Consider the following 14,282-nt stretch of genomic DNA (forward strand, 5'->3'; position numbering starts at 1 on the left):
ATTAGAAACACCCCCACGGGCGTGGGGAAGACAATGTCGGCTACGGATACCGGTTAAAAAGCTGGGAAACACCCCCACGGGCGTGGGGAAGACAGCAATAAGTTGTTAATGAGCGCTTATTCAAACACAATAATTCGTGTTTGACAAAATTTAACTATCGCTTAATTGCTTTTCAACAACCAATTGTAGGCCTGATATTTCAGTAATCGCCCGATTGTGATCACCGATACCGCGGATTTCATAGCCCGGCGTTTTGGGTGTGCGCCGAAAGATCATTAAACCGCTTTCGGCGGGACAATGTTCATACAAATATTCGACCACCGTTTTCGCCACCGAATCTTTCACGCCTGAAACAAACACATTCGGTCTAGGTTCAATAAACCACAACTTCATGCGCCCCCTCACGGCAGGGGGCAAATCATTTGCGATGACGACGAGCATTTTTTTCTCCCAATACCGATTCAATATCTTTTGCAATCGTTTGCAGTAAATCCATTTCGATTACACGATCTTTGAACTTATTTGCAACCTTATATTTGTTGTACCGCCCGCCCATGTCTTTGGTTAGAGAAAACGCCAAATCAATACACAAGTGTTCTTTATACAAATCGGCCAAATCATAAACAAACGGCAAGGGACTACCCGAATGAATAAAGCCAATATGAGGCGAGTACCCCAGTGAATGAACTGATGAACTTAAAATGCCATAAAGTGCGGCATTGCAAGCGGTAAGAATTTGGTTGGTGATGTCGCTTAACTCAAATTTGCCTTGTACAAATTTGCGACCTTGCCAGCCGACTCCGTATTCTTGCGCTTTTTGTTCATATAGTTGGCGCACACGGTAGCCTTCCATGCCCATCATTTCTTGCAGTGTTTTTTCGGCCAAATCTGCTGAAGGAAAACGCCGTGAAAACATGCGCCGTGCCACTTCAACTGATTTTTCAGGAACAGCCGAGAGTTCGATTTGATGACGTAAATTGCGGGTATCGGATGCGGGCGTTTGGCCGGAAGCATAAAACAACAAGCTATCCTCCCCCACCCAACAAATACTGCAATTCGCCGCCGCCGTTACCTTTACGGCTTCATGAGTAATACTGGTTCCTGGGCCTAGTAACAAACAATTTAATGTCGCAACCGGTAAACGAATAACATTACCGGTGCTGTCTATCCATTTAACACTGGCATCGTCAATTTCCAGCCTGCCGCGCTCAAGGTAAATAAACGGATATTTATCTTTGACTTGCGGCAAGCTGTCGCGCGTGACTTTGATAAATAACCGTTTCACTTCAGGTTTGTCGGCGGGTTGTTGTTCAGCCATCCACTGCTTCCTCTTGGATGTAAAGCACTGTCACTTGGCGATCACGGTATTTTTTGTGTTCGCCAAATTGAATCGGTACATCATTGAGGGTGAGATGTTCATCGCCTTCAATTTCTCCCTGCAGGACTCGAAAATCTTCAATCAAGTTTTTTTGTTTTGCTAACAACCAGGCCTGGTTGCTCACGCTGTCAAAATCATCACATTGCCCTTGAAACACTAACTCGGTGGGGATGCAGTTTTTGCGACCGAGATAAATATCCCAATTCGGATTTTGCAGAGCTTGCGCGATGGATTCGGTTAAATCAGTGGGGACTTGCAAAGCCACCGCGAAAACGGCATCTTGCAGATAGTAACGGTAAGTCATTTTTGTGCCTGCACCATTCGGCTTACTACCGTCTGCTTTTTTAGGAATAAGTAAATTCTGCCATGGGTCTTTTTCGTCATAACCGCTACCAACCATTTGAAAATCGCGTAAAAGAGGTTCTTTGTCGCGCTTTTGACCATTCGGTTTGGTTTTACGATAACTGATTACCTGCATATCTAGTGATGCAAAACGGGCTAACAATTCTGTTTGTTCGCCACCTGCGCCTAAAGCACTGCACACTAAACCTAGTACCCCAGACTTAGTGGGGAATTTCAGCGTATCGCGCCGGCCAAATTTGGAATCCGCGCCCCATGATTGCAGGGGCGCTTCAAACCAAAGCAACAGATAGGGGTCTGTAGTATTTGGTTGGGTCATAACTTACTCCGCATCGGCTGGTAAATGCGCGACAAGTTTGGCAATCAGGTCGTCAATATTGCTCGGTGGCAATTCGATTTCATCTAACTTGCCAAACAGTGAACCCGCCATCTGTTGTTTTTTGTCTAAATCGGCATTCAGTGCTTCAACACTCGGCGCAAGATAGCCTTCGCTTTTGGCTTTTACCGGATTGTCAAAACTGGCTTGCAGAGCTTGGCCTTTACGCACGAAGACTTTGGCGTAATCCCAAGCGGATAAACCGGTCATGGTGGTTTGGCGTGCGGTAGGTACGGCAACGTAAAGTGCCTTAACAAAGGATTCAATCGCACCCGCCATATTTTGACCATTGAGTGTTTGGTACAGTTGGCCTAAATCTAAACTGACATAACGGTAATAGGTCGCGGAGTTAAATTCTAAACTGCCCATGTGAGCTGAACCCGAATCTTCACGAATACCCATAGGGTCATCATCGACAGCGGTAAAAAATTCGACTTCATTGGCTACTTTGTGGGTTGAAATGGCGTGTGCAAATGAGCAGGCTGCTTCCACATTTAATTCAGCGGCTTGCGCTACCATGCGACCAAAGAGCGCAATGTCAACTGCATTCATATTTGATTTATCTAAAATTGAAGCAACTTCTTTTGCTCTTTTTTTCTGGTCAGTTTGCTTTAAAACACTAATCGCATCAAAGCCGTTTTCGGCAAATAACTCAGCCAATTTAGTCACCTCTTTAGGTGATAAAAAAATCAAGGCATCAGAAGTAGATTCTTTTGCATCATCAACCTCAACTTCTTCAGTTTTTTTGCCTTTCTTAGGTTCTTTTGCCTTAATGAAAGCGCCCTCCAACCAATCGCCGCAAACTTTCGCCTGCTCATCTGTTGCGCCTAACTTTTTACATTCGGCTTGCACTAACGCAGAAACAAATTTAGTTCTTGAACCTAAGTTTACAGCACCGTATCCCTGCATCGCCAAACGCACAGGGCGTTTCCAGGCTTGCGAACTCACTCGCGCACGCGGCACACCGCCAACCATGGCGGTTTTAGGGGCGCCAACATCGTCACGGTTTAAACAGGTCACCGGGAAGGATTGCAAAATATGGAATTCAATGCGGGTATTTTTTAATGGGTTAGCGTTGTTCATGTTGGATACTCCAAGGTAAAAATTAAGTTTTAAATAAATTAGTCAATTAAAGGCACAATTTGCAGTAAACCAAAACCAAAGGCTTTGCCGCGCCCGATGCCCTGTAAAAAGCTGTAGGTAAATTGCGCGCGGTCGGTGACGTTTAATTCACCTTTTAAATGCGCGGAACTATGGGTAATGGTTTTACCGCCTTTTTCAAACTGCAAAACCGGGTTGATCTGCACTTGCAAATGGTCAGGATGGATTACAAAGCCCCAGCTTTTATGCGCCCTTTCGATGGCCCACAACGCAATCCCGTCTCTTTTGCGAAGGGCTTCGATTTTGCCTGTGTGTTTGTTGCGCTTGCTTGGGTTGAGGGTGATTTCAAATCCATAGCGATTGTGTTGCACAAAGTCCGGCTTGATAATGCGCGTTTCGACTTCACCAAATTGTGGGGTTTGATGTGGCTTGCGCGTGGAAAGCATGAGGATGTTCCGAGAATGAAAATCACCGCCCTTGTCCGCCCACAAAATGCCGCTTGATTCGCTGTTGGCTTTATCCGCATCGCTGCGAATATCATCAAACAGGCCATAAACCTGTTTATGCAGGGAATAGGCATCAGTAATTTTCAGAGTTTTGATGTCGCTGCGACTTAAACGCAGTACCGAGGCATAAGCCAAAACGTCATTATTCATCGACGCCCTCCTCAGCTTGCTTGCCATAGAAGTTTTGCGCCCAGCGGGATTTGATTTTTTGACGAGATTCATCGTGACTGAACCAGAGTAAATCATCCAGCAAGGCGGCGTAATTCAGGGGTGCAACGCCTTTAGACTCAGCGAGCGTCAATAATGGGCGCAGAATTCGACAGGCTTCTGCGGTGGTATCACAAGCTAACAAGCGGCGCAATTTGGCTTTGGCTTGCTCGCTTTGATTGCCGTCTTCATAGCAACGGGCAATCGCTTGGCCGATTAAGGTTTTGCCATTCGCCTCCGCTTTGGTACGCGCCAAATCGGCGGCAACCGTGGCAAATGGCAAACGTTCGTTTTCGCTATCGAGTTTGATATTAAAACCAGCCAATATTTCCCATGACTGATATTCGGTGCTGGGGTTATCGGCGCGGCGTAATGCGGCGGCGTCACCCTTGTTGTTTTTGATTCGTTGGATAATGTAATCCACAAACTTTTGACTTCGTTCACTCATATCACCTCCTTAAACTGTTTTAATTTGCTCTTGACCCACCGCCCCGAGATCAGGCTGTTTGGGTTGCGCGAGATATTTACTTAAATTGGGGCGTGACTGCGCCCAAGCATCCAATTGGCGAGCCGTTTCTTTAGAGCAATAAAGTTCAAACGCTTGATACACAAAACCGGCAAACACTTTACGTAAAGCGAAGCGCTGTTGAGCGTTATCTGCACCATTAACGAGTTCCTGAAAACGGCCTTCGCAAAGTTGCCAGAATAAGTTGGTAGCACGTGCTGCTTGGTTTTTACCCTCGACTAATTGATGCTTGTAATAACTCATGACACAGCCATACAGGGTTTTGGCTAACGCATCCAATTCGGACACTTCTGATTGCAAATGTTCAAACCAAGTCGCACCAATGCATTCTGCTGGGATAGAAACGGTCGATTCCAAAAAATCATCTGAACCCGATACATATTGCTCCCCTGCATTGCTGCTGACACGCAAACCACCCGACCAAATCCCAATTTGCTTTAACTGTTTTGCACCGCGCGTCAAACCAAACTCCAATTGCGGACAGGTAAAAACCTCCTTGGTTTGCGTGGCCATAAAGCTTAATAGAGCCGTTAACATCCTCCACGGGCGTTTTTCAGTATCCACCCAAATGGCTTTCGGGTCTTTGCCTGAATAGTTCACCGACACACTTGGATCACTCACACCCTCTTTATAACCTGCGTGAACAATCCCCTCTGAATAATGCAATCCTTCTTTACTCAGAAGCAAAAAACGGCTCAAGGGAATCAAACGCCCCATTAAAGATTGGCTAAGTGATTTAGCTGTTGTATCTGCTTCGCCTGCTGGCATTTGTTCCCAAGGCGCTTGACCTAATCCCGCTTCAAACACACGCATTTGATTGATTTGATCTTGAGTAAACAAATTGAGCCAAATTGAACCCTGCAAGTTTTGACCTTGTAGAAAGTTATGCAAAAAGCCCATAAATCCGATTGAGCTTCCCGGTTTACCAGTCATACCCTTGCCATTCTCTTTGGTTTTGCCTTGGTAGCCTTGGGTTAAAACAGCCGTGTTATCCGTTTTTTTGCCACCCAATCCAAACCCCATCAATTGCAATACAAGCAAAGCCTTGTCAGCATCGTCCAGTGTTTTTTCTTGCTGGATTTGGGTGTGCACCGTGGTATTGCCTGTGGCGATTTCGGGCAATACCGCACCAAAAGGTTGAATCGCCGCTTTTGCAATGGCTGGCATTTGCAAAAAAGGTTGTTCGCCGTAGAGATAAAAACAGTCGTGCCATTTTTCTAAATAAGCTAAACAGGATTTTGCCAATCCTTCCGTCCCAAGTTCCAACCAGGCCTGGTCGTTTTCTGGAGTGTTGGCACTTTGCGCAATCGCTAACAGCAACTTAGTGAGCGCAATTTTTTGCACCGGATTACCACCCAGCGCTTTTAAATTGGGATTGCTAAAAATGTCTTTTAAACTAACCCGCCCGACATCCACCACAGGTATCCAGGGTTCATCAATTAAATTAAATCGGTTTTCTGTCATGGTTTCTCCTAAGTATTTTTTTGGGATTGGTAACCCAACCAGTCGTTGTAACTCAGTTGATATTTATCGTTTATTTGCGTGTTACCGTCGAGGGCGCTAAGTTGGTCGTCTTCACGAATTACGGCGACTCGGACTTGTGCATCCGATTGTTCTGGATGCCCTAAATAGACATAATCTTTTAACCAACTTAATGATGATTGCAACATTGCATTAGGCGCGGTATGCGTGGCGACTTTGACCAAATTCATTTGCAGTTTAGCGGCGAGTTCACGCCACCTTGTGTGACCAAACGTACGACCATTGTGTGGATAAAATTCGCGTTGTCCGTCGCTAAAGGTCAGCCAAGTACCTTTTTGGTTTTGATGCAGTTGGTTAAGCTCGACCTGGTTGAACAGTAAAACCTCAACCGTTTCTTGCTCCGAATAACGTGTAGTCACGGCTTCATCCGGTTTAGCACGCCCTATCGCACTCATGCCTTGTAACGCCAAGCTCCGCAAGGTGGTTCGTTTTTTCTCAATGTCGTGCAAATAGAGTGCTAACTTGTCTTGTTCAGCGCGTGCTTGATAAGTCGCTTCAATCAGCGGGCGAATATCCTGTGGCAAATTAACTTGCGTTCGATTTTGCCAAACCTCTAGTGTTCGACATAGCACATAGGGCGCATAGACTTTGGCAGAAACACCGAATGTTTTTTCCGGCTTTTCAATCGCTTCCTCTAAATTTGGTGCCAATAACCAGGCCTGTTGTTTTGCTTGCGGGTGGCGTTGGGGGTTTTCATGTCGCCATAAACGACCAAGTCGTTGCAAAATCATGTCGGTGGGGGCAAGACGCGTGACCAGAAAATCGGCATCAATATCCAGTGACTGCTCTAAAACTTGTGTGCCCACTAAAATACGTCCCTTGGCACGACGTTCCGGCCAACCGGCTTTACCAAACGAGGTGACCCACAGCTGTTCGTTTTGTTGGCGGTGGGTTTGAGTAAAGCGTGAGTGAAGCAAACCGGTATCAATGTCTAAACCAGAAGCACGTGCAGAAAGGGTTAAAAAACGTTCCTGCGCTTCGGCCACAGTGTTTTCAATCCAGAGAGTTTGTTGCCCTTGTTCAGCGCGAATGAGGACTTCTTCTATCGCGTTTTCGGTATCGGATTCGATTTTTATCTCGACTGTTTTTTGCTCAGCAGGCTGAATCGCAATTTCAGTGAGTGTGTGATTGGCTAATCCACTAATCAAGGGATAGGCCTCTTCAACCACGGTTGTTTTTAGTAGAGCTTGGCGGCGATCTTGGGTGAGGGTTGCACTGAGAATAATCACGGTGCAATGCAGCTTACGAAGCTCATCAACCAGTTCATCCATCACCGTACCGGTATAGGCATCATAAGTATGAACTTCGTCCAAAATAACCACTTTGCCAGCCAAACCAAAAGTGCGCACAAAGCCGTGTTTAACATGAAGCACGGCCATTAACGCCTGATCAATCGTGCCGACCGCAAATGGTGCCAAAATGCCTTTTTTTCCTTGACTGAACCATTGTCCGCCCGGTGCCGCCTCTTCGCCCATTTGCTGTTTTAACCTGGCCTGGCCGTGCAATAAAATTGGGCTGGCATGAAGCGAATCGTCTTCGAGCATCTTGTTTAAAAACTCGCCGACCCGTTCATGGATTTTTTCTGAGGTGAGTTGTGTGGGCAGTGCAAAATAAATACCGGTGGCTTTGTTTTGCACAAGCAGTTGATAGGCTGCATAGAGCGCGGCTTCGGTTTTACCTAACCCCATAGGCGCTTCGAGCACATAGATGCCTGGCTGATTGGCCAGCTCAAATAACTGGCTTTGTGCCTCGCGCGGCTGAAAACCAAACACCTGCTCAAAGGTCAGATTGGGCTTCACTTTGGGCGCAATAAATCCTGCCGCTTCAATCGCTTGCTGAATTTTGGGTTGCCAGTCTTCCGCTGGGCTGTCAAACAAGCTGCCCGACCCAATCCAGTCGGCCACTGTCGTTAAACCGGCAATCAGTTTTGCATGTAACGGGCTTTCAATTGTTGGGAAATCTTGGTTTAAGGCCTTTTTAAGTTGTTCGATTAAGGTAATACGTTGCGCCAACCAAGCTTCACCACCGAACACCTCTGATTTCGCTTGGCGGGCACCAGTATTTGGTGACCAACCATGATGTTGTCCGGCGATTTCAGGGATATATTGGCCCGCCTTGATCTCTTCTAAAGTGACTTGACTGACACCTGCATGACCACCCCATAACTTGTTTTCATCGAGTGTTGCGTCTTGAATACTCGACCATCGTTCTGCAGGGATTTGCGTCAGATTCGCGTATATCTTGCGCTGAAAGGTCGGACTCACTTTGCCATCATCATGGCACGCGACGACCAACGCTGAACCTTTTGGAAAAAACGCGTCACACAACCATTCTGGCATTTGCTCAATTAAGGACTGAGCGACTTGCCCGACAATTAAACAATGGGTAAAAACATCACGCCCGGCTAAAACACTACCATCCGTTTGCTTCCAAGTTTTTGCCAAACACGCCTTTAACGGGAAAACAGCATTGCATGATTCTTGATGTGTGGGTTCAGATAACTTTGGTGTTCTACGCAGCATATCGCTTCCTTTCATAATTCTAGCGCTTTAATCCGGATAGTTGAAGTTTACCACCCCTCGTTGTCAGATCCTGTCACTGGAATATTGCTTGAGTGTTGCTTCTAGGCGTTGTTTTACTTTCTGCCTGAGTTCGGGCGGTTCGATCACTTCGATTTCGGGGCCGTGTTTTAAGATGTCTTGAATGAGTTCGGTGTCGTGCTTGTAGGGAATGGTGAGTTGGTAGCGCCCGTCGTTTAACCAGCAGGCCTGCTGCTCGGGGTGCCAAGTTTCAAATTGTGTCCAGCGTGCTTGGTAGGCGCTAAAGTTGAGCACGGCCTGTTGGTCGGCTTGACCGGCAAAAATACCGTAACTGGTTTCAAAGTGTTCGGATAGGTCTTGAGGCTGGACCTCGAGCGCGGCTTGCTCGAGTAGACAGGCCTGCTTGATGCCCTCTAACGAAAAGCTGCGAATCGCTTGGCGGTGGTGACAAAATGCATCGAGAAACCAGTGATCGCGATAACGAATCAGTTGTTGCGGTGAAATCTCTCGGTCGTTGATTTCATTAGTCTGCCGGCTCCAGAATGTTATGTTGAGCCGTTTTTGGTTGGCCAGGGCTTGGGCGATTTGAGTGAAGATGTGTTGGTTTAAAGGACCGCTGGCCATTTGAATAATTTTGATTTTTTCGCTAAGCGCTGGGTTAGCTTGCCCTTGCTGACCCAGCCTGCGCTCAATTTGCGTCTTAAAAGGCGCCAGTTGTTCTGCGAGCAGGCCTGCTTGTAACTGATTCAAACTGTTGCTTAGAATTAAGAGCGCTTGCAGTTCTTCTGGCGTTAACCAGTACCCGGCAATAGGCACTTTTTGGCTATGGCTTTTGTCGCGGTAAACTCGGTTATCTGAAATAAAAAACGGCGCACCTGTTTCTTGAACAAGTAATTCTAGATCGCGCCGAATGGTGCGGGTAGAGCAGTCAAATTGATCGGCAATTTCGGCCAATCCAATCGGGCCGCTAGACTGTTGCAAATATTGACTGAGCTTATTAAGTCGAATCACCTTATCCATTAAGCCACCTTAATTAATCTTAGTTAAGGTGGTATTAAACCCTAATTTAACCCAATAAAAAACCCTCTTGTACAAACGCACAAGAGGGTTATCGAGTTACAGCCCTTCAGGCCGCAAATAAGCGCAATAACTTAGAAAGTCACAATGTAATCCGCTAGTGCTTCGATTTCTGCATCGGTTAGATTTGCAGCCATCGGTGCCATCATCGCCGTCATTGGTCCGACCTGCTCGCCCGCACGATAGGCGTTCATTTTGCTTATAAAGTCGTCACGGTCTTGACCTTGCAGTTTTGGACCCACGCCACCGCCGCCTGTGGCGCCATGACATCCCATACAGGTGCTATAAAGCTGTTGGCCATTGGCAGCAGGCGCCGCGGCTACTTGCGTTACTGTTTCAGTCGCTTCTGTTAATGTTTCAGGTACTTCTTCTGCCATCATAGGAGGTTGGCCTGGGCTAGTGGTTGTTTCGGGCATGGCTTGTGAATCAGTTGATCCCGTAAAAGTAGCGGGAATGTCACTTTCAACACGGCTAGACAAGCTTGGCATTGAAGGTTCTGCAGGTTTAGCTACTTCGCGGGTATCAACCTTTTTTTCTGCATCCGAATAGTTATCAGAACCACATCCAACTAGCATTAATGATGAACCAGCCAGCGTTGCAGCAAAAAATGTTGCAGTTAGTTTATTGAGTCGCATAAGTCTCTCCTGAGTCTAAATTTAGTTTTGCACCAACTAACAATACCACAAACTTTGCCAGAATGACTATTCGCGAGTGCGTTTTTATTACAGCTTGGCTAGTGCCTTCTCTAACCGGGTAATCGACACAGTTTGGATGGTTTTCATCGGTTGTGAAAACAATGAAATGCGCAACTCTTCCAGCATCCAACGCAGCTCGATTAATTCAGACGGCGGATGCGCACCATAACGCTGTGCCAGGGTGTCATAATCGGCCAGTAAACCCAGCATTTGGCGTTGGGTGTGTTGATCTTTTTGCGGGTCTAAATCCAGTTTTTCCAGGCGCAATTGCAAGGCTTTTAGATAACGTGGCATTTGTTTGAGCCAGGTATCCGGGGTTTCCAGCACAAAATTCAGATTCACCAAACCATCCAACTGGCTTTTAATATCGTCCATCGAAGCCAACCAACGCGGATTCACTTTGCCTTTCACTTGTTTAGCCAGTTGTTGATGACCGGTTAAAATTTCCGTCACCAGTCCTGCTAAGGTTTGCGCATCGGCCACCCAGTCGGCTTTGAGGGTAGCCAAGGCAGCTTCAAATTCTGATTGTTGACGTATGGCTTGCGGTTCCGGCACGAGACGGCGCAGCGATTTATCAATAATCTGCTCGGTTAAATGGGCACAGGAACCATAGGGCGCAAAACACAAGCAGGCCTGCTTGAGATTAAGATGTTTTTGCAGATATTTGACCTTGTCGTGCAGCTGCATTTTTAACAACGCCCAGACCGCATAGCCATGGTGTTTTTTTGCCTGACGTTCGTCGCCGCTGCGGGTTAAAAACACCCGCCCCTGCTCCATCACCAGGCCTGGATAGGCTTGTAATTGCTTGCCGTGGGATTTAATGGTTTCATTGTCTTTAAGATCACCAAAATTCCATTCGGTGACCGCCTGTTTTTGCTCACCACCACTTTGCTGAATTTTCGCTTCAACCAGATGTTGATAACGTCGTTTGAGTTCGGCCAAATCGGCACTTTCGGCAATCAACTTGCCTTTGTCATCCAGCAGTTGGTACCAAGGCAATAGGTGGGCGGGCAAGCTGACCGCGTTAAAATCATCGAGACCGATTTTGTGCTGTGCGCTGCGATTGAGTGCTTGAATTAGCTGAGGCGCAAACTCGCCCTGCTCGGCACTGATATGTTGCGCCACGCGCTCGGCCACCGCAGGTGCAGGCACAAACTGTTTGCGCAGTTGTTTTGGCAGGGCTTTGATATAGCAGGTTATTTTTTCCTTAATAAATCCGGGAGTAAGCCATTCAAACTGGCTTTCATTCACCAGGTTCAGACCGGCTAATGGAATTTTAAATACCACACCGTCTTGTTGTTTGCCCGGCTCAAAACGATAATCCAGTTGCAAGGGGATGCGCTGGCTGAGTTGAATTTGATCAGGAAAATCGCGCTCGTACTGACGGTCTAAATCCTGTTTTAATAAATCAGATTCAGTCAGTTTTAATGCCTCATGTTGCTTTTTATCGGCCTTTTTCAACCAACTTTCTAAGGCCAGTTGGTTATAAATGTGTTCAGGAATCCGTGCGGCGTAGAAATCTTGCAACACCTGCTCGTCCACCAATAAATCAGGCCGACGCAATTTACTTTCGTAGCGTTCGATATTTTCTATCAGCTTGAGATTATGCTGATAAAAAGCGGCACGGGTGTTCACCTCTTGTTGCGCCAAGGCACGGATAAAAATGCCACGCGCATCTTTTGGGTTAATCGGCCCGTAGTTGCAAACACGACGGCTGACAATCGGTAAACCATAGAGGGTCACCGATTCATAGGCACCAACCTGACCGGTTTTTTTCTGCCAATGCGGGTCGGCATAACTGCGTTTTATTAAATGCGGCGCACAGTCTTCGACCCAACGCACATCAATTTCGGCATTGGTACGCGCGTAAAGCTTGCTGGTTTCGACCATTTCAGCCGACATCAGCCATTTCGGTTTGCGTTTAAACAACACCGAACTCGGATGAATAAACAGCTTGGTGCCGCGTGCACCCAGATAGCCCTGCGCATCATCGCGCATCATAATCTGCCCAAGCAGGCCTGCTAGAAGCGAACGATGCAGATTGATGCTATGCAAATCACTCAGCCGTTCAAGGGTTTGGCCATTTTCAGTGACTTCTTCATATAAATGCAGTTCACCGACTTTTAAGCCAATCGACTTTAAGCTGACTTTAAGCTGGTGAAATAAATCATGCCATTCGCGCAAACGTAAATACGATAGGTAATTGGTTTTGCAGAGTTTGCGCAGTTTGTTTTGACTGAGGTGACGCGCTTGGTATTCATAAAACCGCCACAAATTGAGGAAAAACAAAAAGTCTGAACGCGGATCTTCCCATTGCTTGTGCTTGGTGCGCGCGGCCTGCATGGTTTGTTCATTAATGTCCCGCGGGTCTTGAATACTGATGGCGGCGGCAATAATCAACACCTCGGCCAGCACATTGTTTTTTTCCGCCTCCAATACCATTTTGGCAATGCGCGGTTCGAGCGGTAAGCGCGCTAAATCACGCCCAGAGGCAGTCAGTTGTTTTTTGTCATCCAACGCGCCAATTTCAATCAATTGACGATAACCGTCATTGACGGCTTTTTCTTCCGGCGGCTCAATAAATGGAAAGCTTTGCACCTTGCCGAGTTTAAGCTGCGCCATATTCAATAACACCGAGGATAACGAGGTGCGGTGAATTTCCGGGTCAGTAAATTCAGGGCGCGCGTTAAAATCTTCTTCGGAATACAAGCGAATACAAATACCGTCCGCCACACGCCCACAACGCCCTTTACGCTGATTGGCCGAGGCTTGCGAGATTTTCTCGACCGGCAGTCGCTGGACTTTTGAGCGCACGCTATAACGGCTGATGCGCACCAGGCCTGGATCAATCACATAACGAATGCCCGGCACCGTCAGTGAGGTTTCGGCGACGTTGGTGGACAGTATAATCCGGCGCTTGTTGGATGTTTGGAACACCTTGTTTTGCTCGCTCATCGACAAACGGGCATAAAGTGGAATGACTTCGGTGTTTTTTAAATTTTGTTTACGTAGTGCCTCGGCGGTTTCTTTGATATCGCGCTCGCCGATTTGAAACACCAGTACATCGCCAAACGGATCATGCGTCGCCAATTCGTCCAACGCCTCGATAATGCCATCGGTTAAATCCTGCTCAATCACCGTGCCATCGTCCATTTCGACCTGACCCAACGGACGATAGCGCACTTCCACCGGATAGGTGCGCCCAGACACCTCGACAATCGGCACCACCCGACCGGGTTGTTTAAAATGCTCAGCAAAGCGTGCGGTATCAATGGTCGCCGAGGTGATAATCACTTTTAAATCCGGGCGCTTGGGCAGCAGCTGTTTAAGTATGCCGAGCAGAAAATCAATATTGACGCTGCGCTCGTGCGCCTCGTCGATAATAATCGTATCGTATTGACTGAGAAAACGGTCGTTTTGGATTTCAGCTAATAAAATCCCGTCGGTCATCACTTTGATTAAACTGGTTTCGTGTACCTGATCATGAAAACGCACTTGATAACCGACCAACTCACCCAAGCTCGAACCGAGTTCTTCTGCCAAACGTTCCGCGACACTGCGCGCAGCCAAACGTCGCGGTTGCGTACAACCAATTCGTCCCATCACACCGCGTCCGGCTTCTAAACAGAGTTTGGGGATCTGGGTGGTTTTGCCCGAACCGGTTTCACCTGCAATCACCACCACTTGATGGTTTTTAATCAGTGCCAATAACTCATCACGCCGCCCCACCACCGGTAAAGCGGCATCATAATTGATGGTCGGCACCAAGGCTTTGCGTGCTTGCACCTTATCCAACGATTGCTGTAATCTTTCACACCAACGCAACCAGGCCTGCTTGTCTTGCTCGGTGTCAGCACTCAGGTTTAACCGCTTTAAATCACGTTTTAATCGAAACTGATCACGACTTTGCGCTTGCGTTATCAACGGGAAAAGTTCAGCTGGATTTTTAGGAAATGAGAACATGAGTATTTTAA

General features: G+C 47.2%; 11 protein-coding genes. All 11 read right to left on the minus strand.

Translation table 11 applies throughout. From position 1 onward, the window contains the following. Positions 1-150: 150 nt before the first annotated feature. Positions 151-441, minus strand: coding sequence for a type I-E CRISPR-associated endoribonuclease Cas2e (cas2e, locus tag BM293_RS02615; protein WP_093446594.1), 291 nt, complete (start codon positions 439-441; stop codon positions 151-153). Then, on the minus strand, positions 419-1,318 hold the full coding sequence (gene cas1e / locus BM293_RS02620) for a type I-E CRISPR-associated endonuclease Cas1e (protein ID WP_093446595.1): 900 nt from the start codon (positions 1,316-1,318) through the stop codon (positions 419-421). The genes cas2e and cas1e overlap by 23 nt, the downstream gene beginning before the upstream one ends. Then, a complete protein-coding gene (cas5e, locus tag BM293_RS02625; protein WP_093446597.1) occupies positions 1,311-2,057 on the minus strand; it encodes a type I-E CRISPR-associated protein Cas5/CasD in 747 nt (248 codons plus the stop codon). The genes cas1e and cas5e overlap by 8 nt, the downstream gene beginning before the upstream one ends. A 3-nt stretch (positions 2,058-2,060) precedes the next feature. After that, positions 2,061-3,197 (minus strand): type I-E CRISPR-associated protein Cas7/Cse4/CasC, encoded by a 1,137-nt coding sequence (cas7e, locus tag BM293_RS02630; RefSeq protein ID WP_093446598.1) that lies wholly within the window; start codon positions 3,195-3,197, stop codon positions 2,061-2,063. 38 nt (positions 3,198-3,235) lie between these two features. Then, positions 3,236-3,871, minus strand: a complete 636-nt coding sequence (cas6e, locus tag BM293_RS02635; protein WP_093446600.1) for a type I-E CRISPR-associated protein Cas6/Cse3/CasE — start codon at positions 3,869-3,871, stop codon at positions 3,236-3,238. After that, positions 3,864-4,376 (minus strand): type I-E CRISPR-associated protein Cse2/CasB, encoded by a 513-nt coding sequence (gene casB, locus BM293_RS02640; RefSeq protein WP_093446601.1) that lies wholly within the window; start codon positions 4,374-4,376, stop codon positions 3,864-3,866. Before casB ends, cas6e begins: the two co-directional genes overlap by 8 nt. 9 nt (positions 4,377-4,385) lie before the next feature. After that, positions 4,386-5,918: a type I-E CRISPR-associated protein Cse1/CasA gene (casA, locus tag BM293_RS02645; protein WP_093446603.1), complete on the minus strand. Its 1,533-nt coding sequence runs from the start codon at positions 5,916-5,918 to the stop codon at positions 4,386-4,388. 8 nt (positions 5,919-5,926) lie between these two features. Then, positions 5,927-8,518: a CRISPR-associated helicase Cas3' gene (gene cas3 / locus BM293_RS02650; RefSeq protein ID WP_093446604.1), complete on the minus strand. Its 2,592-nt coding sequence runs from the start codon at positions 8,516-8,518 to the stop codon at positions 5,927-5,929. A 63-nt stretch (positions 8,519-8,581) separates the two neighbouring features. Next, a complete protein-coding gene (locus BM293_RS02655; RefSeq protein ID WP_093446606.1) occupies positions 8,582-9,556 on the minus strand; it encodes a helix-turn-helix transcriptional regulator in 975 nt (324 codons plus the stop codon). 131 nt (positions 9,557-9,687) lie between these two features. Further along, positions 9,688-10,248 (minus strand): c-type cytochrome, encoded by a 561-nt coding sequence (locus BM293_RS10315; RefSeq protein ID WP_234968869.1) that lies wholly within the window; start codon positions 10,246-10,248, stop codon positions 9,688-9,690. Between the two features lie 87 nt (positions 10,249-10,335). Continuing rightward, on the minus strand, positions 10,336-14,271 hold the full coding sequence (gene hrpA / locus BM293_RS02665; protein WP_093447838.1) for an ATP-dependent RNA helicase HrpA: 3,936 nt from the start codon (positions 14,269-14,271) through the stop codon (positions 10,336-10,338). Between the last annotated feature and the right edge of the window lie 11 nt (positions 14,272-14,282).

It is taken from the genome of Thiomicrospira sp. ALE5 (assembly GCF_900112445.1).
Classification (GTDB): domain Bacteria; phylum Pseudomonadota; class Gammaproteobacteria; order Thiomicrospirales; family Thiomicrospiraceae; genus Thiomicrospira.

What these genes read in the sequence shown, in the direction of transcription:
- cas2e (WP_093446594.1), bottom strand. Translation starts at nt 441, where the DNA reads ATGCTCGTCGTCATCGCAAATGATTTGCCCCCTGCCGTGAGGGGGCGC.
- cas1e (WP_093446595.1), bottom strand. Translation starts at nt 1,318, where the DNA reads ATGGCTGAACAACAACCCGCCGACAAACCTGAAGTGAAACGGTTATTT.
- cas5e (WP_093446597.1), bottom strand. Translation starts at nt 2,057, where the DNA reads ATGACCCAACCAAATACTACAGACCCCTATCTGTTGCTTTGGTTTGAA.
- cas7e (WP_093446598.1), bottom strand. Translation starts at nt 3,197, where the DNA reads ATGAACAACGCTAACCCATTAAAAAATACCCGCATTGAATTCCATATT.
- cas6e (WP_093446600.1), bottom strand. Translation starts at nt 3,871, where the DNA reads ATGAATAATGACGTTTTGGCTTATGCCTCGGTACTGCGTTTAAGTCGC.
- casB (WP_093446601.1), bottom strand. Translation starts at nt 4,376, where the DNA reads ATGAGTGAACGAAGTCAAAAGTTTGTGGATTACATTATCCAACGAATC.
- casA (WP_093446603.1), bottom strand. Translation starts at nt 5,918, where the DNA reads ATGACAGAAAACCGATTTAATTTAATTGATGAACCCTGGATACCTGTG.
- cas3 (WP_093446604.1), bottom strand. Translation starts at nt 8,518, where the DNA reads ATGCTGCGTAGAACACCAAAGTTATCTGAACCCACACATCAAGAATCA.
- BM293_RS02655 (WP_093446606.1), bottom strand. Translation starts at nt 9,556, where the DNA reads ATGGATAAGGTGATTCGACTTAATAAGCTCAGTCAATATTTGCAACAG.
- BM293_RS10315 (WP_234968869.1), bottom strand. Translation starts at nt 10,248, where the DNA reads ATGCGACTCAATAAACTAACTGCAACATTTTTTGCTGCAACGCTGGCT.
- hrpA (WP_093447838.1), bottom strand. Translation starts at nt 14,271, where the DNA reads ATGTTCTCATTTCCTAAAAATCCAGCTGAACTTTTCCCGTTGATAACG.